At 65.4% G+C, this 22810-nt stretch carries 24 protein-coding genes; 11 read left to right on the forward strand and 13 right to left on the reverse strand.

Annotated features, from left to right (window positions below):
• Positions 1-59: 59 nt before the first annotated feature.
• Entirely contained in the window at positions 60-1100 is a 1041-nt protein-coding gene (locus P1K32_RS13560; RefSeq protein ID WP_276250243.1) for an NAD(P)-dependent alcohol dehydrogenase, read from the reverse strand.
• A 219-nt stretch (positions 1101-1319) separates the two neighbouring features.
• Between P1K32_RS13560 and P1K32_RS13565 the strand changes: the two genes are divergently transcribed.
• On the forward strand, positions 1320-1616 hold the full coding sequence (locus tag P1K32_RS13565) for a DUF7562 family protein (RefSeq protein ID WP_276250244.1): 297 nt from the start codon (positions 1320-1322) through the stop codon (positions 1614-1616).
• Positions 1617-1620: 4 nt separating this feature from the next.
• Here P1K32_RS13565 and P1K32_RS13570 read toward each other — a convergent pair whose 3' ends face one another.
• Together P1K32_RS13570 and P1K32_RS13575 are read right to left on the reverse strand one after the other, a co-directional pair.
• On the reverse strand, positions 1621-1863 hold the full coding sequence (locus P1K32_RS13570) for a DUF7385 family protein (RefSeq protein ID WP_276250245.1): 243 nt from the start codon (positions 1861-1863) through the stop codon (positions 1621-1623).
• Between the two features lie 32 nt (positions 1864-1895).
• Complete coding sequence (locus tag P1K32_RS13575; RefSeq protein ID WP_276250246.1) at positions 1896-2753, reverse strand: cytochrome c oxidase subunit 3; 858 nt, start codon at positions 2751-2753, stop codon at positions 1896-1898.
• A gap of 386 nt (positions 2754-3139) precedes the next feature.
• Between P1K32_RS13575 and P1K32_RS13580 the strand changes: the two genes are divergently transcribed.
• Both P1K32_RS13580 and P1K32_RS13585 read left to right on the forward strand, forming a co-directional pair.
• Positions 3140-4516 carry a hypothetical protein gene (locus P1K32_RS13580; RefSeq protein WP_276250247.1) on the forward strand — a complete coding sequence of 459 codons (1377 nt, stop codon included), beginning with the start codon at positions 3140-3142 and terminating at the stop codon, positions 4514-4516.
• Positions 4513-4770, forward strand: coding sequence for a DUF7410 domain-containing protein (locus tag P1K32_RS13585; RefSeq protein ID WP_276250248.1), 258 nt, complete (start codon positions 4513-4515; stop codon positions 4768-4770). Before P1K32_RS13580 ends, P1K32_RS13585 begins: the two co-directional genes overlap by 4 nt.
• A gap of 22 nt (positions 4771-4792) precedes the next feature.
• Here the strand turns inward: P1K32_RS13585 and P1K32_RS13590 are convergent, their stop codons facing one another.
• The 3 genes from P1K32_RS13590 to P1K32_RS13600 all read right to left on the reverse strand — a co-directional run bounded on the left by P1K32_RS13590 (position 4793) and on the right by P1K32_RS13600 (position 7647).
• Positions 4793-5536: a DUF6517 family protein gene (locus P1K32_RS13590; protein ID WP_276250249.1), complete on the reverse strand. Its 744-nt coding sequence runs from the start codon at positions 5534-5536 to the stop codon at positions 4793-4795.
• Positions 5537-5624: 88 nt separating this feature from the next.
• A complete protein-coding gene (gene cysS / locus P1K32_RS13595; protein WP_276250250.1) occupies positions 5625-7115 on the reverse strand; it encodes a cysteine--tRNA ligase in 1491 nt (496 codons plus the stop codon).
• 58 nt (positions 7116-7173) lie between these two features.
• Positions 7174-7647 carry a DUF7523 family protein gene (locus P1K32_RS13600; RefSeq protein WP_276250251.1) on the reverse strand — a complete coding sequence of 158 codons (474 nt, stop codon included), beginning with the start codon at positions 7645-7647 and terminating at the stop codon, positions 7174-7176.
• A 241-nt stretch (positions 7648-7888) separates the two neighbouring features.
• Here P1K32_RS13600 and P1K32_RS13605 point away from each other — a divergent pair, with 241 nt between their 5' ends.
• The 3 genes from P1K32_RS13605 (at position 7889) to P1K32_RS13615 (ending at position 11401) form a co-directional block, all read left to right on the forward strand.
• On the forward strand, positions 7889-9211 hold the full coding sequence (locus tag P1K32_RS13605; protein ID WP_276250252.1) for a hypothetical protein: 1323 nt from the start codon (positions 7889-7891) through the stop codon (positions 9209-9211).
• An 82-nt stretch (positions 9212-9293) separates the two neighbouring features.
• On the forward strand, positions 9294-10172 hold the full coding sequence (locus P1K32_RS13610) for a CbiX/SirB N-terminal domain-containing protein (protein WP_276250253.1): 879 nt from the start codon (positions 9294-9296) through the stop codon (positions 10170-10172).
• Between the two features lie 149 nt (positions 10173-10321).
• The gene (locus P1K32_RS13615; protein ID WP_276250254.1) at positions 10322-11401 is read left to right on the forward strand and encodes a DR2241 family protein; all 1080 of its coding nucleotides are present in this window, start codon (positions 10322-10324) and stop codon (positions 11399-11401) included.
• Here P1K32_RS13615 and P1K32_RS13620 read toward each other — a convergent pair.
• From P1K32_RS13620 to P1K32_RS13630, 3 genes are all read right to left on the reverse strand, one after another.
• Positions 11398-11958, reverse strand: a complete 561-nt coding sequence (locus P1K32_RS13620; protein WP_276250255.1) for a DUF7524 family protein — start codon at positions 11956-11958, stop codon at positions 11398-11400. The genes P1K32_RS13615 and P1K32_RS13620 overlap by 4 nt on opposite strands.
• A 41-nt stretch (positions 11959-11999) precedes the next feature.
• On the reverse strand, positions 12000-12194 hold the full coding sequence (locus P1K32_RS13625; protein WP_220587893.1) for a methytransferase partner Trm112: 195 nt from the start codon (positions 12192-12194) through the stop codon (positions 12000-12002).
• Between the two features lie 63 nt (positions 12195-12257).
• On the reverse strand, positions 12258-13634 hold the full coding sequence (locus tag P1K32_RS13630; RefSeq protein ID WP_276250256.1) for an adenylosuccinate synthase: 1377 nt from the start codon (positions 13632-13634) through the stop codon (positions 12258-12260).
• A 247-nt stretch (positions 13635-13881) separates the two neighbouring features.
• On the opposite strand from P1K32_RS13630, the gene P1K32_RS13635 reads away from it, so the two are divergent.
• Complete coding sequence (locus P1K32_RS13635) at positions 13882-14187, forward strand: hypothetical protein (RefSeq protein WP_220587891.1); 306 nt, start codon at positions 13882-13884, stop codon at positions 14185-14187.
• Positions 14188-14199: 12 nt separating this feature from the next.
• On the opposite strand, the gene P1K32_RS13640 is transcribed toward P1K32_RS13635, so the two are convergent.
• Positions 14200-16524 (reverse strand): DUF7527 domain-containing protein, encoded by a 2325-nt coding sequence (locus P1K32_RS13640; protein WP_276250257.1) that lies wholly within the window; start codon positions 16522-16524, stop codon positions 14200-14202.
• Positions 16525-16664: 140 nt separating this feature from the next.
• Here P1K32_RS13640 and P1K32_RS13645 point away from each other — a divergent pair, with 140 nt between their 5' ends.
• From P1K32_RS13645 to ctaD, 3 genes are read left to right on the forward strand one after another with little or no spacing between them, the layout of a single operon-like run.
• Positions 16665-17060: a DUF7541 family protein gene (locus P1K32_RS13645; protein ID WP_276250258.1), complete on the forward strand. Its 396-nt coding sequence runs from the start codon at positions 16665-16667 to the stop codon at positions 17058-17060.
• A gap of 47 nt (positions 17061-17107) precedes the next feature.
• Positions 17108-17449 carry a DUF6684 family protein gene (locus tag P1K32_RS13650; RefSeq protein WP_276250259.1) on the forward strand — a complete coding sequence of 114 codons (342 nt, stop codon included), beginning with the start codon at positions 17108-17110 and terminating at the stop codon, positions 17447-17449.
• A gap of 54 nt (positions 17450-17503) precedes the next feature.
• Positions 17504-19297: a cytochrome c oxidase subunit I gene (gene ctaD, locus P1K32_RS13655; protein WP_276250260.1), complete on the forward strand. Its 1794-nt coding sequence runs from the start codon at positions 17504-17506 to the stop codon at positions 19295-19297.
• 85 nt (positions 19298-19382) lie between these two features.
• On the opposite strand, the gene P1K32_RS13660 is transcribed toward ctaD, so the two are convergent.
• Entirely contained in the window at positions 19383-19538 is a 156-nt protein-coding gene (locus P1K32_RS13660) for a hypothetical protein (protein WP_276250261.1), read from the reverse strand.
• A 231-nt stretch (positions 19539-19769) separates the two neighbouring features.
• On the opposite strand from P1K32_RS13660, the gene P1K32_RS13665 reads away from it, so the two are divergent.
• Entirely contained in the window at positions 19770-20048 is a 279-nt protein-coding gene (locus tag P1K32_RS13665; RefSeq protein ID WP_276250262.1) for a DUF7520 family protein, read from the forward strand.
• A 133-nt stretch (positions 20049-20181) separates the two neighbouring features.
• Here P1K32_RS13665 and P1K32_RS13670 read toward each other — a convergent pair whose 3' ends face one another.
• Together P1K32_RS13670 and P1K32_RS13675 are read right to left on the reverse strand one after the other, a co-directional pair.
• A complete protein-coding gene (locus P1K32_RS13670) occupies positions 20182-21045 on the reverse strand; it encodes a hypothetical protein (RefSeq protein ID WP_276250263.1) in 864 nt (287 codons plus the stop codon).
• 57 nt (positions 21046-21102) lie between these two features.
• Positions 21103-22791: a methylmalonyl-CoA mutase family protein gene (locus tag P1K32_RS13675; protein ID WP_276250264.1), complete on the reverse strand. Its 1689-nt coding sequence runs from the start codon at positions 22789-22791 to the stop codon at positions 21103-21105.
• Positions 22792-22810 lie beyond the last annotated feature (19 nt).

A 22810-nucleotide genomic window follows, 5' to 3' on the forward strand; every position in this document is an offset into this window, starting at 1 on the left:
GCAGTCAAAAGGGTGGGTGTGAACTAGCTGACGGCACGGTTCTCTGGGACCCTGGTCGCTCACGGAATGATGACTGCCCGCCCCTCTATCTCGCGCTCTTCGAGCTTCACCGCCACGTCGTTGATGTCTTCCAGGTCGTACTGGGTGGTGTGGAGGTCGACGGCGTCGCGTTCGACCAGCGCGACTAGCTCCTGCAGTTCGGCGTAGCGGCCGACGATGTTCCCCTGGTAGGCGAACTCGCCGTTGACGAGTGCCTGTGCGGGTTCGTGGATGTGGCCGCCGTAGCCGATGATGTGGTGGTCGCCGCCGGCCGCGACGATGTCGGGCGCCAGCGATGTCGTCTCGTCGGCGCCGACGAAATCGAGCACCTGGGCGGCACCGACGCCGTCGGTGATGCCCTCGATTTCGTTGGCCACGTCCTCGCTCGTCGGGTCGATGGTGTAGTGGGCACCGATGTCCTCCGCGAGGTCACGCGCGGCCTGTTTGATGTCCACGCCGACGATATCGGCGGCGCTCATCGCGTCGAGACACTGCAAACCGATGTGTCCGAGCCCGCCCACACCGATGACCACGGCCGCGTCGCCGGGGTTGAGGTCCCGGACCGCCTTCTTCGCGGCGTGGTAGGCGGTGATGCCGGCGTCTGCGTGGGGTGCGATATCGGCCGGGTCGACGCCGTCGGGCAGCGGGATGACCGACCGCTCGCTCGTGTGCAGCAGGTCCGCGAAGCCGCCGTCCGTCGTCAGCCCGTTGAACGCGTCGTTCTCGCAGTACATCGTCTCGCCCTGCCGACAGGGGCGGCAGGTCCCGCAGGTCTGGACCGGGTGGCAGATTACCTGGTCACCGGGTTCGACCAGCTGTACCTCTTCGCCGACCTCGACGACGGTCCCCGCGTTCTCGTGGCCCAGCGTCATCGGGAGTGGCTGTGGAACGTACGGTTCCCACATCCCCTCGATGATGTGGTTGTCCGTCTGGCACCAGCCAGCCCCCTCGACCTCGACGATGACGTCGTCGCTGTTTGTTACTGCTGGCTCGTCCACCTCGTCGATGGACAGTCCGTCCTCCATCTCGTCCGTGTACTCGTGTAGTCTGGCGGCGCGCATCTCGTAAATATAGATGATAAATCGTTATAAACTTCCGTCGTTAATTTCTCGGTCAGTGTCCCGAAAGGGCCGTGACGACCTCTCCCGGGTGTGTAGCCGCTCCCCATCACTGATAAACGACCCTCTAAGCTGGGGCACAAGAACGAGTGTGTGGAGCTGTGAACGCACGGACATGGCGACCACCGATGCTGTGTCAATCACGGAGGTGCGTGTGTAGCGATGAGTTTTCGGAACGCCTGGCACCGTGACGAGACGACCGTCACCTGTATCGCCTGCGGGGAGACTGTGGCGCGCTCGGCGGCCCGCGAGTACGACAAGTACGGCGACCGATGGGACCGCGAGCGCAAATCCTTCGAGTACCTCTGCAAGCCCTGTGACCGGGCGTGCTGTCACAGCCCGCGCGACGGGTTGGAGGACAGCCTCGTCGAAGCGGAGGGGGCGGAAACTGCCGAGGCGTTCGTCGCCCGCTACCTCGCGCTCGTTCGCGAGGACAGCGCACCGGCCAGGGAAGAGTGACCAGTCAGTGCGTGAGTACGAGCAGGTTATCGTCGGTCCGGGCGAGACAGAACGACGTACCCGGGTCGTCGAAGCTGTTGGTCCGTCGCTCGCTGACGAACAATCGCTCGAAGGGCTCGCCACAGGCCGGGCAGGCGAACCCCTCACGATTTTCCAGCGTCATCGTCCCGCGGTCCTGTTTGAGCAGTTTCAGCCCGTGGCGGTAGTCGTGGACGTCGAAGCCGTCGCTGACGTCTAACGTTTCCATGCAAACGCAAGAGAGGGGAACGTGCTTAAGCGTTAGACCACGTTCGCGCCGACGTAGAGGACGACGACCAGGAACACCCAGACGACGTCGACGAAGTGCCAGTACATCGAGGCGGTCGAGACCGAGGTGTGGCGCTCGGCGGAGTACTGTCCGTACCAGCCACGGACGAAGACGATACCCAGCAGGACCGCTCCCATCGTCACGTGCAGGCCGTGGAGCCCGGTCAGCCCGTAAAACGCCGAGCCGTAGATACCCTCACCGATGGTAAAGCCCTCGTGGACGATGAACTCGTAGTACTCGTACACCTGCCCGCCGATGAAGACGATGCCCAGCAGGAGCGTCACGCCCATGAGCTTCAGGAAGCGAGAGCGGTTGCCGTTCCGCAGTGCGATGTGGCTGTAGTGGAGGGTGACCGAGCTGGCAATAAGGATGAGCGTGTTGACGATGACGAGCGACCCCCACACCTCGGGGATGTCGGCGGCGAGCCAGACGTCGCTCCCGCGGACGAAGAAGTAGTAGACGAAGCCGGCGCCGAAGGTCGCCACCTCGGAGCCAAGGAACAGCAGCATCGCGAACTTCAGCGTGCGCCCGGAGTGGTGGTCGGTGCCCCGCTCCCAGAAGTCGACGACGAAGGCGTGATACAGCCAGCCGTAGATACCGACCAGGAACAGGCCGATGCTGCCGACGGTGGCGCCGGCGCCGATGGTCGTACTCACGAGGGCGTCTTCGCCCATCGAGAGGACGAACAGCGCCGCCCCAATGTATATCCCCGACCCGCCGATAGCCGTGATGAAGGGCCACCAGCTCGCCTCACCGAAGCCGTGTGGCCAGTCCTCGGTCGCTGGGAGGTGGTGTTCGTGCCCTCCCTCGTGTTCGTCGGATGTACTCATATCGCCCCCTTACGGACGGAGTATCAAAAGCCCATCCCATTGGCGGCGAGGTGCTGACCGGAGGGAAGCACCTCGAAGCGGAACGGCGAGCGGAGCGAGCCGTCGAGCGGGCGAGGATTCGAACGTAGTGAGATTCCTCGAGGCGGAGCGGGCGAGGCGTCGACCGACGGGAGACGTCTCGAAGTGGAACGGTGAACGTAGTGAACCGTGGAACAGGCGAGGAGAGCGAGGTATCGACCGAAGGGAGATACCTCGAGGCGGAACGGCGACCGGAGCACCGTGGATCGAGCGGCTGACCGAAGGGAGATACCTCGAGCCGTGTCTCAGCCGGGGCACGTGGCGCCGATGTCGGAAGCTACAGGGGGACGAGACTCGTAGGGCCGCTGATGACCACGCGACGCCGCGTCGTCGGCTGGCTGGCGGGGACGCTGTCGTTGCTGCTGGCGGCAGGGACCGTCTCGGCCCACGGGGGTAGTCTCGCGGGAGGCGGTCGCGAATCCATCACGGTGCCGACGTGGCTGTTCCTCTCGACGGGCGGCGCCGCCGTCGGAGCCTCGTTCCTGCTGGCCTCTTTCGTCACCGACCGGTCGTTCATCGAGCGTATCCACGACTGGGGTGCGCCGCTTTCGGTAAGCGACTCGCGACTTCCCGTATTGGGTGCCCGCGCCGTCGGCCTCGCCGGGTACGTGACCGTCCTCGGAATCGGCTTTTTCGGGCCGACGACCCCGCAGACGAACCTCGCCATCCTGCTGGTGTGGGTCGGCTGGTGGGCCGGACTGGCCATGACGACGTATCTCATCGGTAACACCTGGCGGCTACTGAATCCGCTCGATACCATCGCGCTGGCGCTCCCGTCGCTTGAGCGGGACTACCCCGCCCGCGTGGGCGCCTGGCCCAGCGTCGTCGGCCTGCTGGCGCTCATCTGGCTCGAAGTCGTGAGTCCGCTGGCCGACGACCCGCGCCTGCTGGCGACCGCCATCGTCGGGTACAGCGTGCTGACGCTGTCGGGGGCCGTCGTCTTCGGACGGGAAACGTGGTTCGCGGAGGCAGACCCGGTCGAACGCGTGTTCCGCTACTACGGCCGCGTCGCGCCCATCGGCCGGGCCGACAGCGGCCTCCGGCTGCGACTCCCCGGGATGGACCTCTCGACGCCGCGGTTAGTCGACGGCCGCGACGAGGTGGCTTTCATCGTCGCCCTGCTGTGGGGGACCACCTTCGACGGGCTGGTGACGACGCCTGCGTTCACCGACCTGACAACGCCGCTGGTGGAGGCCGGCCTCCCGCCACAGCTGCTCTATCCGATCGCGCTGGCCGCCGGATTCGGACTCTTCCTTGGCGCGTACTGGCTCGCCGTCCGGCTGAGCCGCCGGGCCGCCGACACATACCTCGACGAGACCGACCTCGCCGAGCGCTTCGCCCCGCCGCTTCTGGCCATCGCCGCGGGCTACCACTTCGCACACTACCTGGGCTACTTCCTCGTGCTCGCACCGGCGCTGTGGGTCACTCTGCTCTCGCCGCTGTCGGACCCCGGCGCGGTGCCCGTCTACGAGCCGCCGGGCTGGTTCGGTAGTGTCGGAATCGCCGCCGTCGTCGTCGGCCACCTCGTCGCGATCTGGGTGGCCCACGCCGCCGCCTACGAAACCTTCCCGTCACGGCTCCAGGCCGTCCGCTCACAGTACCCATTCATCGCCGTGATGGTGTTTTACACGATGACGAGCCTGTGGGTCATCACCCGACCGGAGGTGTCGCTCCCGTACTTATGACCGACGACTACGACGTCCCCGAGAACGCCGAGGCCCACGAGTGTCGCTACTGCGGGCGCCCCTTCGCCCGTGAGGAGTGGCTCGCCCTGCATCGCGGGCTGGACCACCCAGCACAGCTTGACGACGACGAAATCGCAGCGTTCCGGGCGGCCCACGAGGCAGAGGAGTCGGCGCTGGGGAACTTCCGACTGCGAGCGCTGGGCGCGCTCGTGGTCATCTACTTCTGCCTGTTGATGATCTACGCGCTGGTCTGAGACCGAAAAACGTGGCGCTCGCTCAGTTACCGTTGTGCTCGATACCTTCGAGCAGCTCGTCGACGTTCTCCTCTTCGTCTATCTCTTCCGGGTGGGCACCGACTGCGATGACGACGTCACCTTCGTGTTCGAAGCTGACGACGTGAAGCCTGACGTCTATCTCCTGGCCCTTTAGTTCGGTAGTCGCTGTGAACTCACTGACCTCGCGTTCATCGCCAAGGGACTCGGCGTTCCGGCTTCCGTCTGACTCGATGTCGTCAAGCTGCCCGGTCTGATCTGCCACCTGTTCGAGGATGCGGTCGCTCGACCAGCTCGCCGCGGGGTTGAGCGTCTGACCAGCTACCTTCGCACCCGGCGACGAGACGACAATAAACTGTTTGAGGTCGGCGACCTGGGTGTCACTGCTCGTCTCGTTCTCGATTTCTTGCTGGAGAGTTTCGTTCTCTGCCAGCCTCTCGTCTTCTGGTAGCGTCTCGTTTTCTGGTAGCGTCTCGCTGTCAACGACGTCCGCCAGCGAGCCGCCGCTGGTGTACCTGCTGACCTGGTTGACGATGCGGATAGTTCGCTCCTGGCCCAGGAACTCCACGTCGCGGGTGATAGACTGTTCAGAGGAATTGTTCAGTTCGTAGCCAGCCGAAGAGCGTGCGTCCTCTTCGACCGTAGCGTTGTTGGCCTCGAATTCGACTGTCTCGCCCGTTATCAGCCCGACACAGCCCGAGGAGACGACAACCAAGGCAACAATCGCTGTCAGTAGTATCCGTCGCATACCAGTAGTGAGTACATTACTCGATGATAAGTTTCGTGGCTCGGGCCGCGTAGAAGTCAGACGTTGGTAGGGGGCGACGCTCTCGCAGTCAGTTATTTTCACCGAGACGGTAGGTCGGTCCGTCGTCGGTGTCTTGGACCTCGACGCCCAGCGCTTCGAGTTCGTCGCGCAGTTCGTCGGCGCGTTCGTAGTTGCCCGCCGCTCGTTCGTCCTCGCGGGCCTGGAGGACGAGGTCGACGAGGTCGCCGGCCAGCGACACGTCGCCCCCTTCGTCGCTCTCGCCGAAGGCGAGCCCGAGGACGCCGCCGCCGAACTCCTCGAAGGTCTCGACGGCCCGCCGGAGCGCGACGTAGTCGTACTCGGTGTGGTCGTCGACGTAGGCGTTCACTTCGCCCGTGAGATCCAGCAGCGCGGTCATCGCCTCGCGGGTGTTGAAGTCATCGTTCATCGCTGCTTCGAAGGTCTCGCGTGCCTCGGCGACCGCCGCCCGGAGCCCGTCGTGGGTGACGGTGGCGTAGGCGTCGACGTCGTCACAGGCGTCGACCGCGCGCTCGTAGCCCCGCTGGAGGCGGTCCCAGCGCTCCTGGGCCTCCCCGATGGTCTCCTCGCTGTAGGTGGCTCTGGAGGTGTAGGCCGTCGACAGGAGGAACGTGCGAAGGACGTCCGGACCGAACTCTTCGACGGCTGCGTTCACTGTGAAGAAGTTCCCCAGTGAGGAGGACATCTTCTCGCCTTTCGTCTCCAGCAGCCGGACGTGGAGCCAGTAGTCCGCGAAGCGCTGTCCGGTTGCGGCCTCGCTCTGGGCCACCTCGTTCTCGTGGTGGGGAAAGACCAGGTCCTGCCCGCCGACGTGGATGTCGATGGTCTCGTCCAGATGGGTCATCGACATCGCCGAACACTCGATGTGCCAGCCGGGTCGGCCATCGCCCCACGGCGAGTCCCACGTCTGGGCCGTCTCACAGGCTTCCGCGGCGGGTGCGGCCTCTGGGTGCTGGTGGTCGGCGATGTCCTCCGGGTCGACGCCGCCGGCCTTCCAGAGGGCGAAGTCCGCGGGGTTCCGTTTCTCGCCGGTGGCCGCTCCCTGCGACTGCAGGTCTTCGACCGACTGGCCCGAGAGCTTGCCGTACCCCTCGAAGCTGGTCACGTCGAAGTAGACGGAGCCCGCTACCTCGTAGGCGTGGCCGCTCTCGATAAGCCGTTCGACGAGCGAGATAATCTCGGGCACGTGTTCGGAGACGCGCGGGTACACCTCCGCGCGGTCCAGATTCAGCGCCCGCATGTCCTCGAGTACCTGCTGGACGTAGTGGCGCGCGACGTCCGATTCGCTCTCGCCGTCCTCGCCGACGCGAGCGACGATTTTCTCGTTGACGTCGGTGAAGTTCTCGACGTGGCGGACGTCGTACCCCAACCACTCCAGCCACCGGGCGATCACGTCCACGTGGACCCACCCGCGGGCGTGGCCCAGGTGGGGCGGGTCCGACGTGGTGAGCCCGCAGTAGTACAGCAACACCGAATCGGGGTCGCGTGGCTCGAAGGGCTCTGTCTCGCCGGTCAGCGTGTTCGTCACGCGCAGCGTCATTACCTGCATTCACCAGACCGGGCCGCTTCAAGGCGTCGAAGCGGGCGAGACCGACTCGCTACCGACCGACAGCACCCTCGACGACACGGAGCGCGTCGGGGCCGTCTCGGCGTTCGACCGCGACGACGAGGGTCTCGTCGCCGACGCCGGCGGCTTCGGCGGCGATATCGGCTGCGCGAAGTCGCCCGAGCACGTCCCCGAGCGCCGCGGGTTCGAGGTCGCCGCTGGCGACGATACCGGTCAGCGAGCCGGCCCCGCCAGCCAGGCGGGTGTCGCCCACCACGAAGAGCGCGTCACCGTCGTCGACGTGGCCGAGGCCACTCTGCATCGAGACGCGCGCCTCGCTCTCGTGAGTCGGGTCGTCGGCCAGTTCGTCGGCGAACCGGCGCAATGCGGTAGCGAGGGCGTCGGTGTCGCCGTCGACGTCGAGCGTTCTGGCGGCTGCGGTGTAGTTGACGACACCAGCGGCGAGCGCGTCGTAGAGGAAGGGGCGCTCGCGGACGGCCTCGCGGGTGGCGGCGGCCAGTGACATGTGCCTCTCTGAGTCGGCAGGAACCAAAAGTGTGACCGGCACAGGTGGCGGCCGCGCTACCGGGCGAACCCGGCCAGCGGTCTCGTCGGTATCGACTCGGCCCACGGGGGCCGGGCAGTTCGCTCACAGCGATATCATCTAGTCCGCGTTCGAGCAGTGAAGATTTTTGTCCCTGGAGATGGAACCTTACTTAACTGGTGTCATCTGTGTGGGTGGACGGGTGTCATCTGGGGTGAAAACCGTGGGCCAAATCATCGAGGTAACCGACGACGACTCGCCGTCGGTACTCACCGACCGGGTCAGGGGGGGCTATCTGTCCGGCGAGTACCTGGCGGACGGGCCGGCGATAGACGCCGTCGAGGCCGACGAGACGGTTCAGTACGTGCTGACGAACCGGAAGCAGGGTATCGAGATAGAGAGCGGCACGTCCAGGCACGTGATTCCTGACAGCAGGTATCAGACCGTCGTGGTCGTCACGGACCGCCGGCTAATCGCGCTGGTCGGCAAGGTAGGCGGTGACGACCAGTTCACAATCGATTTCTCGGCCATTACCGGCGTAGCCACGAAGACGGACGGCCGAATCGGGAAGCTGTGTATCGACCGGGACGACGAAACGAGCTGGGGTATTCAAACGGCGGCCGACGGCCTCACCGAGGTGGCGGATTACCTCAAACAGCGGAGTGCGGCGTGTCAGGCCCCTGGTCGCGTACAGAGTGCGACCAAGTCGATTCAGGGCCTGTTCCGGACGACGTTCGGTTCGGCGAAGTCCTTCGAGCGCGACCAGGTGGCCGAACTCATACCGGCGGTGGCGGAGTCCCAGTCCGGGCGACCCGACACGGCGTCGGCTGGCTCCCCGTCGTCCACGGACGGTCGGGCAGCGGACAGGGACGACCAGTCCGACAAACCGGACAGGGAGACGGCGATAGACGACATCCTGCAGGCGCTTGCGAAGACCGACTGGCGGGCCCGTGGCGCCCGGGCCGAGAGCCCGTTCGACCTGCTCGCCGAGCGCGAAGACGAGCTGGTCGGTGTCGTCGTGCACTGCCCCGACGACGGGGAGATAGACCGGGACATAATCAAGCGCTGTGACGCGATTACGGGTGCGGCAGGTACTGACACCGTGATGCTTGCGACGACTGGCACAGTCCGAACCGTTGACGCGCGACTGGCCGCCGACCGTGGGGTCCGGCTCCGTAACGTGGCGACGATGAGTGACACGACGGACCCGCCGATGATTGAGGCCGTGACGGAGATGGTCAGCAGGGTGCTTTCGGATACCGGTTGGTCACTCCGTCCCGAGGCGTCGGGCCCGTTCGACCTGCTCGCCGAGTGTGGGGACGAACTGATGGGTGTCGTCGTCCACAGTCCCGAAGACGGGACTGTCAGGAGCAGCATCGAACACTGCGACGCGATTACGGGGGCCGCCGGAACCGACACGGTGATGCTGGCGACGACGGGAACGGTTCGTGACGCCGACGAGCAGCTGGCCGACGAACTCGGTGTTCGACTCGTCAAGTCGGACTCGCTCGCCCCGCGTCACGTGACGGAGATAGCAGACGAATAGGGCAGTATTGCCAGGGTGTCGCCTGCGTTGGTCCCGTTCGCGTGGCGAAGCCCCTAAGGCCGATTCCGCCTAAGGCCCCCCTATGGAGCAAGCGCTCGTCATCGCCGCCCACGGCTCGCACCTGAACGCCGAGTCGAGTACGCCGACGTTCTCGCACGCCGACACCATCCGCGCGACCGGCGCGTTCAGCGAGGTCAGAGAGTCTTTCTGGAAGGAGGAACCGCACTTTCGGGAGGCTCTTCGCACCGTGGACGCCGACGAGGTGTATCTCGTGCCCCTGTTCATCTCGGAGGGCTATTTCACCGAGCAGGTCATCCCCCGGGAGTTCCGCCTGGACGACTGGGACCCCGAGCTGTGGGACTCCGATGGCACGAGCGCAGATTTCGCCACGGTCACCGCCGACGACACCGGTCAGACCGTCCACTACTGTGGGCCGGTCGGCACCCACGATTCGATGAGCGACGTCATCGTCCAGCGCGCGAAGTCGGTGACCGGCGACCCCGGCGTCGGCGAGGACTTCGGCCTCGCGGTCGTCGGCCACGGCACCGAGCGCAACGAGAACTCCGCGAAGGCTATCGAGTACCACGCCGACCGCATCGCCGAGATGGGCCGCTTCGACGAGGTGAAGGCGCTGTTCATGGACGAGGACCCCGAGGTCGACGACGTGACTGACTTCTTCGAGAGCGAGGACGTCGTCGTCGTCCCGCTGTTCATCGCCGACGGCTACCACACCCAGGAGGACATCCCCGAGGATATGGGGCTGTGTGAGGACTACCGCGACGGCTGGGGCGTCCCCGAGACCGTCGACGGCCACGACATCTGGTACGCCGGTGCCGTCGGGACAGAGCCGCTGATGGCCGACGTCGTCCTGGAGCGGGCGGCCGAGGCCGGCGCCGACGTGAGCGCGGCCATCGAGCAGGTCCGCGGGGAGAGCGGCGCGGGGTCGGCGGCGGGCGACTGATACTGTCGGCTGTAACATTACGGAAGAATTCGGCACTACGGGTGCCGAATATCTCCACGTACTTACAGTCGACAGTATGAACGCCGGGGAGTGGCGGCAAGCCCCGACCGAACCGGCTAGCTTTTTTCACGTGAGTCCCGTGTTCCGGTATGGACGAGGACCCGGTGGACGCGCTGGTGGCTACCGCGCCGGACGGCATCGACTTCGACGGCCTCCGCGTCGAGGTCGGCGAGGACGGCTACACGTTCGAGACACCCGCCGAAGCGACCAGCGGGCTCGACGAGGACGCCCTTCAAGAGAAAGCAGCCGAAGACCCCCACGTGGGGAACTGGTACTTCTGGCACGCGGTCGCGCCACAGACGGACGCCCGGTGGGCGTTCCTGCGCTGGCTGGAAGGCGCCGAGGAGCACACCGTTCCGGACCGCTACGACGCGCTCGCCGACGGTCTGGCGACAGAGTGGGGCCAGCTACAGGTCACCGTCTCGCTCGACGGCGACCGCGGCCGAAGCTACGACCTCAGACACGTCGCGGACGCGGCGACTCCCGCCGACGAGCTGACGGCCCACGAGGACCCCCTCGATGCGCGCGACATCGCCAAGCACGACGACGACGGCGACTACCGCCCGCTGAAGACCGCGCCGTCGCTACAGACCGGCTGGCAGTTCCCCGACCTCGACGCCGCGGACGTCGTGGAAGCCGTCCACGCGTTCTATCCGGCGACGGTCCAGAACTGGCACCGCGAGCGCGAGGGCGAACTCGACGTCGACCACTGGCACGAGACCGTAGAACGCCAGACCGGCATCTACGGCGTCGTCCGCACCTGGGACCGCGGCGAGGGGTACGAACACGTCAACTGGGTCGCCGAGGCCTGTTGTGATGACTCCCAGTGTCTGAAACGCCGCGAGTGGGAGTACGACGAGGAGACGGAACTAGATGTAGACGGCGGCGACGGTGAGTTCCCCTGCCGGGAGCCCTGCTCGCTGGTCATCGCCGCCGCGCGCCAGTGGACGAAACTGGAGGGCGAGCAGGCCCAGACCTACGAGTTCGAACTGACACCGAGCGAGAAAGAGCAGGTCGAGGCGATTATCGACGCCGTCGCCGACGGCCGGGCCGGTGACATCCGCGAGGCCGACGTCTACGACGGCGCGAACCGCTACCGGACGCGGTTCCTGCGCGCGAAACTGTTCGACGACGACGGCAACCTCGCCGGGGTCGAGACAGACGACTAGCGCCGGTTCGCGACCACCACGGCGACGACAATCGAAAGCAGCACCAGCCCGAGGATAGCGACTGCGACGATGCCGCTTCCAGTGACCGCGCCGGCGCCGACCCCGAGCCCGACAGCCGCCCCGCTCGCGGCCAGCAGGGGGCCCAGCGGGACCGACCCGACCGTCGGAAGCTCTCTGTCGTCGGTCCGTGGCTGGGGTTTCGCCAGCTCCTCGTCGACCTCGACCGGTTCATCGGTGGCCACTGGCTCGGTCAGCACCACGTCGACGAGGCGGGTCGTCGCGCCGTAGGCGGTGACCACTTTCAGGTTCCCACGGGCGCGACCGTCATCGGTGCGTCGCACCCGGACTGCGCGTTCACCACCGCCCTCGACGTGGTGATTCGGGGCCTCGACGGCGGCCTGTTCGGAGAGCGCGTCGTCGAGATGGAGGTGGACGTGTGTGGACTCGCCGTGGTTGACCAGCACCACGTCGAAGCTGTCACTCGCCTCGAAGCTGTCGGGGACCGACAGGCTGTGGAGAGACTCCCGATTGACGTGGACAGTCAGGGCGTCGGACACTCTAGACTGTCTGTCACGCCGAAAGAAAAACCTTCAGGCGGTTACGCGGGGGCTTCCTCGCGCATGTCCGGCGGGAGGAGGTTCGGGATGCCGTCCTCGATGGGGAAGCGCTCACCGCACTCCGTGCAGGTGAGGGTGCCCGAGAGAATCTCCTCGTCGTCGCGCTCCGCGACGTCGAGGTCGAGGTCGTGTTTGTCCAGCGGACAGCAGATGATGTCCATCAGGTCCTCTTTCATACCCGCTGGTCGGAGCGGTAGGAATAAAAGGATACTGTCTGCCGACAACCCTGTCGTCCGTGCCTAGAATGGGCGCTCGCGGACGATAGTCTCGCCGCGGCCGGGGCCGACGCCGATGGCGTAGGCCGGCGTGTCCAGTTCGTCCTCGATGTACTCGACGTAGGTCCGCGCGTTCTCGGGCAGCGCCTCGAACCCTTCGCTTGCGGCCGCGCCCCAGTCGACTTCGGGCCAGCCGTCGAAGGTCCGGTAGGTGGCCTCACAGCGGCCCCACTCCTCGGTGGTGGCCGGCAGCGTGTGCAGCTCCTCGCCGTCTAGCCGGTAGGCGTCGCCGACCTTCACCTCGTCCAGTCCGGCCAGGACGTCGAGGTGGTTGATGGCGAGGCCGGTAAAGCCTGAGACGCGCGCGGCGTGGCGCAACATCGGCATGTCGAGCCAGGCGACCCGTCGGGGTCGCCCAGTGACGGTACCGTACTCGCCGCCCTCCTCGCGAATCTGGGTCGCGAGTTCCTCGTTTTCCCCTTCGCCCTGTTCTTCGTAGCCGGGCGTGTCGCCGACGACGCCGCCCAGCTCCGTGGGCAGGGGCCCGCTACCGACGCGGGTCAGGTAGGCCTTGACGATACCGATTACCTCGCCGCCGCCGACGACGCCGGGGCTGAGTCCGGTGCCCGTAGTGGCGCCGCCCGCGGTGGGGTTAGAGGAGGTGACGTAGGGGTAGTTCCCGTGGTCGATGTCGATGGTGGTCCCCTGGGCGCCTTCGAGCATCACGTTCTTTCTCTCGGCCATCTTCTCGCTGAGGAAGACGCTGGCGTTGACGGTCATGTCCTCCTCGGCGAAGCGCTCGCCGTAGTCGCGGAACTCCTCGTAGAGGGCGTCCACGTCCAGCGCTTCGGGGTTCTCCAGGTCGTCGGCGTCCATTCCGTAGACGTCCTCGACCACGGCGCGTTTCTGCGGGACGATGTACTCCAGTCGCTCACGGAGCACGTCGGGGTGTAGCAGGTCGCCGGCCCGGATGCCCCGGCGGCCGGCCTTGTCCTCGTAGGTCGGGCCGATACCCCGGCCCGTGGTGCCGACTTCGCTGTCGGATTCGCTCTTGACTTGCTCTTCGATACCGTCGAGCACGCGGTGGAACGGGAAGATGATATGGGCGCGCTTGGCGATACGCACGTCCGGGTCCAGCCCGCGCTCCTGGAGTGTGTCTAGCTCGTCGAACAGTGTTCGCGGGTTGACGACGCAGCCGTTGCCCAGCACGCCGACCTTGCCGCGGATGGCTCCGCTCGGAACCAGCGAGAGCTTGTACGTCTCGCCCTCGTGAACGACGGTGTGGCCGGCGTTGTCGCCGCCCTGATACCGCGCGACGACGTCCACGTCGTCGCCGTACAGGTCGACGATGCCGCCCTTGCCCTCGTCGCCGAGCTGTGAGCCGACGATGGTTACGGTCATCGACCGGACGTTCCGTCCACCATGATAAACAGATTACGGTCTCACAGTTACGACTGACCGGGGGCCAGGCTGCGCCCAGCGACCACCCGACGTCTCGGAGGCTCCCAGCGTGTGCTCGCGTACGCCAACACGCCCCATGTGAAACGTTACGACGGTTTTATCACCCCCCAATCTGTACAGTGAAACCGGCAAGGTCGGGTGTGTGAGGGTAACTTTTAAACCCACCCAACACAAGTTAACAATTGCCATGATAGACAGGCTTGAGAAGGAAGTCGACATGCTGGAGCGCCATCTGCAGGTGCTTCGCATGGTAATAGAGAACGAGCCTATCGGGATCGTGAAGATGTCCAACGAGACGGGCTACCCACACCACAAGGTTCGTTACTCCCTTCGCGTTCTCGAAGAGGAGAACCTCATCGAGCCCTCCAGCCAGGGCGCGATCACCACAGAACAGACCGGCGAGTTCGTCGACGACCTAGACGAGAAGATCGACGAGATCATCGACAAGCTCGAAGGGATGAAAATCGACGACGCCGCAGAGATAGAGAGCTAAGCGGTCTCTTTTCTAGAGTTCCGGGACGGCGAGGTGGAACTCTTTGTTTCGCGCTTCGAGCAGACAGAGGTGGTAGCCGCCCTTCCGCGAGAGGTTGACGAAGCTCTTGCGTTTGTCGCGGCTGAACAGGCCACTGGACGTGGCCTCCCGCGCCGTCTCCAGGGCCTCCGGCTCGAAGAAACTACTCGTGACGAGAAACGCCGCAGCCAGCGAGTCCGAGGCCGACCCGACTCGCTCCGCGTTGCGGACGATGTCGGTCATCTGGCCGTCGGTCGCGGGCTGGCGGGAGTCGTTGATGTTGGCGACCACGAGCGGATTACCCATCCGGTCGCGGACGACCACGTCGAAGGTCTCCTGTGAGCGGTGTTCCTGGCCGTCCTCGGTGTAGGTCACCGACACCTTCCCGTTGAGTTCGGCGCGGTCGATTTTCGGGATGGCGTCGTAGAGCACGCCCATCGCGCTCTCGTGGCCTGTGGTCTGTATCTCGTACAGCAGCTTCCTGACGAGCCAGTCGACAAAGCGGTACTGGATGCTCCTGCGGAGGAACTCCTCGAAGGCCTCGCCGTCGACGACCGCCTCCTCGGCGTCGAACTGGGTGTGATACTCCAGCCGGAGGTTCTCCTCGACCGACGCTCTGTCTGCGTTCCCGTTCTGGGCCGACTCCAGCGTGGCCTCGCCCTTGGAGTGGTAGCGAACGAAGAGGTTCGTCCCGTCGACGGCCTCCGCAGCCGAGAGCGTCTGTCCGTCCGGGGCGGCGCTCCCGGCCGCTGCCAGCTCCTCTTCCAGTCGCCGTATCTCCGCGCGGGCCTCCTCTAGCTCGCCGAGCAGCCGGTCGCGTTCGGCGGCGAGCTCTTGGTTCTCGGCCGAGAGGTCGCGTATCTCGCCTTCCAGCTCCGCGATCTCGGCCTCGCGGGACTCCAGCGTCGCCTGTAGCTCCGGGGACGGTGCCGACTGGGTGTCCCCGGTCGCTGCCGACGCCTCCGACCGTGGCTCGATCGGCTCGGCGTCAGCCGCTCCCGCCGTCGAGGACCGGTCGGCCGACGCGGGCTCAGCGGACGGAGACTCAGACGATATCGACTGCGTCGCCGTCGTCGTGGTCGTCGTCTGCTCCGGGGTGGAGCTCGACCGTTCGGGGTCCAGCGACGGAATCGACCGGGTTTCGAGGTCGCTGACCGCGTCGCTGTCGACCGCCGCGGCCGCGGTCTGGCGTTCCCCTGGACTCTCGTCCGTCGATACCGTCTCGGTCCTGTCTGTCGGGGGATCGGCCGTCTCGGCCTGCGTAGTCCGGCCGCCGGACGGCTCCGCGGGCTCTGTCCTGGCCGGGGCTGTCCCACCGTCGTCCGGTGCCGGTTCGGTCTCGGTCGGGGCAGGGTCCGCCGACTCGGGCGTTGCAGACTCCGCGTCGGTGGCCGGCGCCTCCGCCGTGGTCCCGCTGTCGGCCCCTGTTGCATTCGTCTCCTCGCGCCGTGTCCTGTCGACGGCCGTCCCCTGACTCGCACCGGCCGCTTTCGACCCCGGCGGGCCGGCCGCTCCGGCCCCTCGTTCGGCGACGTCCGTGGCAGCCGCCGTTCCGGGCCCGGCGTCGTCGCTCGGGCCCGGCCGGTCGCTCGCCATGGCCGCGCTATCGTCGGCGGATGAGTCCGAACCCGCCTCGCTAGCCGGCTCGGCCGCCTCCTCGGCTGGCGCGCTGTCTGGAGTCGTCTCACCCGACGCCGCTGTCACCGTCTCGTCCGCCGTTCCGTCGACCGCTGTGGCCGACCCAGCCACCGTCTCTTCGCTCTCGTCTGCCGATGGCGATGGTTCGGGAATCTCGACGGGCTCGATGTCGGCCGGCATGACCTGGTAGATACCCACTTCGCCGTCGGCCTGTTCGAAGGCGTCCTCGTCCGTGATGAGCCGCTGTGAGTTCCCGACCCATGCGACGCTCATCGAGCGCCCCTGGTGGTAGACCATGTAGTAGTCCCCCGAGAGCACGTTCTCGGACAGCTCGACGTATCCGGTGAAGCTCCCGTCTTCGAGCGTCCGGTCGACGTCCGATATCGGCGTGTCCTCGGTGTAGTACTGTGCCCGCGGGCTGTCGGCCCGGTCTTGCATCACGACCAGCAAGGGCAAGGCATCGTGGGGCGCTGCTCGTGCGGTGCCGTCGGCGCCATCGAAGGCCTCGATATCGCCGTCGAGGACGCCCACGACGGTCCCGTTCAGCATGAACAGCTGTGTGGGGCCAGTCGTGACGGCACCGGAGAAACCCTGGTCGGAGAGGGACCAGAGCCCGTCGTAGCCGCCGTCGAAGGGCACCGTGTCCCACTCGGATACTAGCTCTACCGTACGCATACTCATTACCTTCACCAAGCCGTATCGCAGACAAATAGTTTGTGCCACGTCTGACGCCGCGCGAACACGAGTAGATACTACCTGCTGTGACTACTGGCGGCAGGAGAGTCCGATGGGCATATCACGCCCCACACCCAACTGCGGGTATGGAAGAGCAACCCGGACTGAGCGACCAGTACCGGACGGCGAGTCCGTGGCCGGTGTTCGTCGCGCTGGGCCTTGTCCTCTCGGAGATAGGCGTTTTCATCGGGCTCTTTCCGGTGGCCGTCTTCGGACTCATCCTCTTTGGCGGCTCCATCGCCGGTATCCTCACCGAGTCGGGCTACGTGACGCGCCCGTGGCCGACACTGGTCGGCGTCGGCGTGGTGCTTGCCATCATCGCGGTCGGGCTGGCCGTCGCGTACGTCCCGACGGCCGACATCACGGTCGCCAACATCGGGTCGGGTCCCGTCTTGACCCGCCTCGTGGCCGTCGCGGTCGCCGGCGTCGTGATGGTGGCGATGGGCGGGGTCGGCTCGGTCATGGAACAGACGAAAGTCTGAGACAAACCAACAGCCTATTTACCGCCCCACGTCCAACGGCATGATATATGGGACTGTTCGGGTTCGAAAAGGAGACGCTGCTCGACCTCACTGTTAACGCCATTCCGCTCGGTATCCTCCTCTTTTTCATCGCGGCCTTTGCGGTCGTGAGTCCGTTCGGCCTCGACCCCGTCTTCAGCGGGCTGCAGTTCTCGCTGATGATCTCGATGTTCCTGCTGCTGGCGGTGCTCACGTACTACGCCGGCCGCGCGGTCGAGGACGCCGAACAGGCTGAGGAGGCCGCCGAGATAGCGGAATCGGACGCCAAAGCGGAGAGCCTCGAGGACGGCACAGAGACGACCGACGACGAGGCGGAGCCCGAAGGCGACGACGAGCTCCCCGAAGCGTAACAACCGGCCGGCGGAACCGCCCCTTTCATTATCACTCAGTCCTGACGTGCGTCTATGGCTGTAGGAGATCTAGTGCTGACGGGGTTGATGGCCGTCCTCCTCGTCGGCATCATCGCGTTACTCACGCGCATCGAGAACTGGCGGTCGTACACGCCGCTGGCCGGAGGTGGCACCGCGACTGGTGAGGACGCCGCCGTCCTCAACCGGGAGAAACCCGCGGGTATCATCCGCTGGCTGACGACTGTCGACCACAAAGACATCGGCTTACTGTACGGATTGTACGGCATCATCGCCTTCGCCGTCGGGGGTATCATGGCGATGCTTATTCGCGTCCAGCTCATCGCTCCGGGCGGAGCGATACTGGGAGCGAACGCGTACAACTCCATCCTGACGAGTCACGGCATCACGATGCTGTTCCTCTTCGGGACGCCCATCATCGCGGCCTTTGCGAACTACTTCATTCCGCTGCTTATCGGCGCCGACGACATGGCGTTCCCGCGTATCAACGCCATCGCGTTCTGGCTGCTCCCGCCCGCCGCCCTCCTCATCTGGGCCGGCTTCTTCTTGGCGCCGGTCACGGAGAACATGATCGAGCCGGCACAGACTGCCTGGACCATGTACACGCCGCTGTCCGTTGAGCAGGCTAACCCCGGCGTCGACCTGATGCTGCTGGGGCTGCACCTCTCGGGGGTCGCCGCGACGATGGGTGCCATCAACTTCATCGCGACCGTCTTCACCGAGCGCGGTGAGGACGTCAGCTGGGCGAACCTCGACATCTTCTCGTGGACCATCCTCACCCAGTCGGCGCTCATCCTCTTTGCCTTCCCGCTGCTTGGCAGCGCCATCGTGATGTTGCTCATGGACCGCAACCTCCAGACGACGTTCTTCGCCGTGGAGGGCGGTGGCCCGCTGCTGTGGCAGCACCTGTTCTGGTTCTTCGGCCACCCCGAGGTGTACATCCTCGTGCTCCCACCGATGGGCCTGGTCAGTCTCATCCTCCCGAAGTTCTCGGGCCGGAAGCTGTTCGGCTTCAAGTTCGTCGTCTACTCCACGCTGGCCATCGGCGTGCTATCCTTCGGCGTGTGGGCCCACCACATGTTCTCGACGGGGATGGACCCGCGACTGCGAGCGTCCTTCATGGCAGTCTCGCTGGCAATCGCGATACCGAGCGCCGTCAAGACGTTCAACTGGATTACGACGATGTGGAACGGCCGCCTTCGACTGGCCACGCCGATGCTGTTCTGTATCGGCTTCGTCGCGAACTTCATCATCGGCGGCGTCACCGGCGTCTTCCTCGCCTCGATTCCCGTCGACCTGGTGCTACACGACACCTACTACGTCGTGGGTCACTTCCACTACGTCGTCATGGGCGCTATCGGCTTCGCCGTCTTCGCCGGCATCTACTACTGGTTCCCGGTCTTCACCGGCCGGATGTACCAGCGCACGCTCGGGAAGGCCCACTTCTGGCTCTCGATGATCGGGACCAACCTCACGTTCTTCGCGATGCTGGCGCTTGGCTATCTCGGGATGCCGCGCCGGTACGCGACCTACGAATTCGACGGCGCAATCGCGCCGCTGGCACAGGTCAGCACCTTCCACCTGCTGGCCACTGTGGGCGCCTTTATCCTGCTTGTCGGCCAGCTCATCTTCGTCTGGAACCTGCTGCAGTCCTGGCTCGAAGGGCCGAAAATCGAGGACGGCGACCCGTGGAACCTCGAACGGGACGGGATGCTCGACAAGGAGTGGGAGTGGTACGACCGTAAGCTCGAGACGGCTATCACCGACGGCGGCGAGGACGAAGAGCAGTCCGCACTGACTGACGGTGGAAAGCCGAAATCGGACGATTGAGGCGGCCCTCGTCGGACCCCCGGTCCGACGGCGGTGAGCCCGCTGCGGGCAACCGGCCTGAGGACGACTGAGACAGCGCTTTTCGCTACTCTTCGAGTTGCTCGTAATCGGTCGTGAGCACCAGCAGCGTCCCCAGCCCGGAGGCCGCGACCAGTAGCGACAACGATTCCCCGGTCGATCCGGTGTAGTAGGCCACACCGGTGGTCGCGAAGCCGAGGAGGACGAACAGCGGGAGCCACACGCTTGTGGAGGTCGAGCGGGGCGGCCGTCATCTGGACTGTCTTACACGGACAGCGGGCGCGAAATAAGGCTTGGGGCGGTTCAGCTCGCGCCCGAGACCAGCACGATAGCGGTGATGAACATCATGATAGCGATGCCCGAAAGCACGATAAACAGGAGTTCCTTCTGTGACATACGCGGCCTTGGGGCCGGAAGTGAAAAAGGCTAATCGTCTCGCGCCCCAGTTTGGAGTATGAGTCAAGAGGTCGGCGAGACGCCCGGCGAGAAAGTCGTCGTCCAGATATACGTCATCATCGTCGCGCTGGCGGGCGTGATGGGCTTTGTCCTGGGGTCGATTCGACCCGCAGACCTCCAGCCGGCGCTGTTCGGCGTCATCGACCTGCCGCCGACGCCATTCGGTGTGGCGCTGTACGGGATGGTGACCGTCGGCGTCGGACTCAGTGTCATGCTGGGCCTGGTCATCTACGTCTCGCGCCGGACGGGCGCGGTCGAGAAGCGCGACCCACAGTGACTGGCCGGCCGACGGGCCCGGCGATCGGCGCTAATGTACCACGTAACTGATTTACACACCGACCGCACCGGCATAGTGTGTGCGTGTTGATTTTTGCCAGCTACTATAGACGAACCGGTCGATGTCTCGGCTGTCAGCTGATGTTCGCTACCTGAGCGACAGAGAGCCCGAAGCGGTCGGGCTGGTCGCCCTCTACGGCGTGGATATACAGCGCGGTCGAGATGGGCCCGTCAGTCAGCGACTTGAACGAGGCGGCCGCGAAGAAGCCCGCAAACGGGGAGAGCACGCCCAGTAGCAACACGGTCGTCGGTTCCATCGCCAGCGGGAACACGCCGAGATAGAAGCTCGCGATGATACCGATACCGCCGAACAGCCCGAGGCAAAAGAGAGCCCCCGCGATTTTACCGACGCTGTAGGAGACGGCGAACGCCTCGCCCCACTGCTTTTCGACGGCTTCCGTGACGTGTTGTGCGGTCGCCTGCGCGCTCGCGTCCTCGATGGCTATCGCTGGCGCCATGAACGTCGAGAGGACGTCCGAGCCCGCCATCGTTGCCGTTCCGGCCGCGTTGCCGACGCTGCCCATAGTGCCGGCCGCAAGGCGCCCGCCGTTGAAGATACCGGCGATGATGACGGTGCCGAGGACGATACGTTTGAGGTTCGTGAGTGCCACGAACAGGCCGGCAAGCGGCATCGGTCGACGACCCTGATACAGCTCGTGGAGTTCGTAACAGTAGGCGACTTTCATCGTCGTGATGAGCAAGGGGAGGCCGAGAAACACCATCGGCACGAGCAACACGAAGTAGATGCCCCAGACGACGGTCGAGTCCGGCAGTGTCGGGCCGACCGGCGTGGCCATGAACAGCGCGAGCGACGCAAAGCCCAACAACGTCCCGACGATGCCCAGCCCGGTCAGCATCGGGTAGACCAGGACGAACGGATGGGTGATTAGCGACCGAAAACAGCTTCCCGCGATTTTTAGTTGGTTTCCAAGCCCCATAGGTGGAAAATTCCGAGCCCGATATTAAACGCTATGGAACTGTCGGCTCACGCTCATTTACTTCCGGTAGCTGCCGTACTCCGATTCGAACACAGACATTATCTCACCCATCGTCGACTCGACTTTCACCGCGTCGACGACTGCCGGCATCACGTTCTCATCGGCCACCACACGCTTTCGAACCGCATCCAGTGCGCGCTTGACGGCGCCGTCGTCACGTCGCGCTTTCACTGCCTGGAGCCGCTCGCGCTGGCGTTCCTGGACGGCCTCGTCGACACGCAACAGCTCGGACTCGGGCTCCTCCTCGACCGTGTAGGCGTTGACGCCGACGACCAGTTCACCCTCGCGTTCGACCCGCTGCTGGTACTCGTAGGCCGAATCCTGAATCGCCCGCTGGAAATAACCCTGCTCGATGCCCGCGAGCACGCCGTCGCGCATCGACCCGTCGCCCAGTTCCTCGCGGATGTGCGCTATGTGGTCCATCGCCTTCTGTTCTATCTCGTCGGTGAGCGCCTCGACGGCGAAGCTCCCGCCCAGCGGGTCGACGATGTCGGCCGCGCCGGACTCCTCGGCGATAATCTGCTGGGTCCGCAGGGCGACCCTGACGGCCTCCTCCGAGGGCAGTGCCAGCGCCTCGTCGAAACTGTTGGTGTGCAGGCTCTGTGTCCCACCGAGCACGCCGGCGAGGGCCTGGATGGTCACGCGGACGACGTTGTTCAGCGGCTGCTGAGCGGTGAGTGATTGCCCGGCGGTCTGTGTGTGGAACTTCAGTTGCTTGCTCGCCGGCGCCTCGGCGTCGTACCACTCCTCCATTACCCGGGCGTAGATGCGACGGGCCGCTCGGAACTTCGCGACCTCCTCGAAGATGGCGTTGTGGGCGTTGAAGAAGAAGGAAAGCTGCGGGGCGAAGTCGTCGACGCCCAGTCCCCTCGCGAGGCAGTCCTCGACGTAGGCGAAACCGTCGGCGAGTGTAAAGGCAAGCTCCTCGACGGCGGTCGCGCCGGCCTCGCGGATGTGATAGCCCGACACCGAGACCGGTTTGAATCTGGGTGTCTCCCGGCTCGCGAACTCGATGACGTCGGTGACGAGCTTCAGCGATGGCTCCGGGCCGACGACCCACTCTTTCTGTGCGATGAACTCCTTGAACATATCGTTCTGGAGGGTGCCCCGCAACTGCTCGCGCGGGACTTCTCGTCGGTCGGCCAGGGCCAGATACATCGCGTAGATGACCGGCGCGCTCGGATTGATAGTGAAAGACGTCGACACCTCCGCGAGGTCGATGCCGTCGAACAGGCGCGCCATGTCCTCGAGCGTGTCGACGGCGACACCCTCCTTACCGACCTCGCCGTCGGCCATCGCGGCGTCCGAGTCCAGCCCCATCAGCGTCGGCATGTCGAAGGCCGTCGAGAGACCGGTCTGGCCCTCGTCGATGAGATAGTGAAAGCGCTCGTTTGTCTCCTCGGCGGTGCCAAACCCCGCGAACTGCCGCATCGTCCACTGGCGCCCGCGGTACATCGTCGGGTAGACGCCCCGCGTGTACGGTTCCTCGCCGGGAAAACCCAGGTCCGTCTCGTAGTCGGTGTCGGCGACGTCAAGGGGCGTGTAGAGCCGGTCGACGTCGAGGTTCGAGACCGTGGCGAAGCGCTCGCGCCGCTCGTCGGAGGCGTCCATGGCCGGGCCGAGGGTCTCTGCCTCCCAATCGGCTTTTGCCTCCCGTATCGCCCGTAGTTCCTCGTCGTCGTACATACCATGTGGTACGGTAGCT

This window comes from Haloarcula rara (assembly GCF_029338235.1).
Lineage (GTDB): Archaea > Halobacteriota > Halobacteria > Halobacteriales > Haloarculaceae > Haloarcula > Haloarcula rara.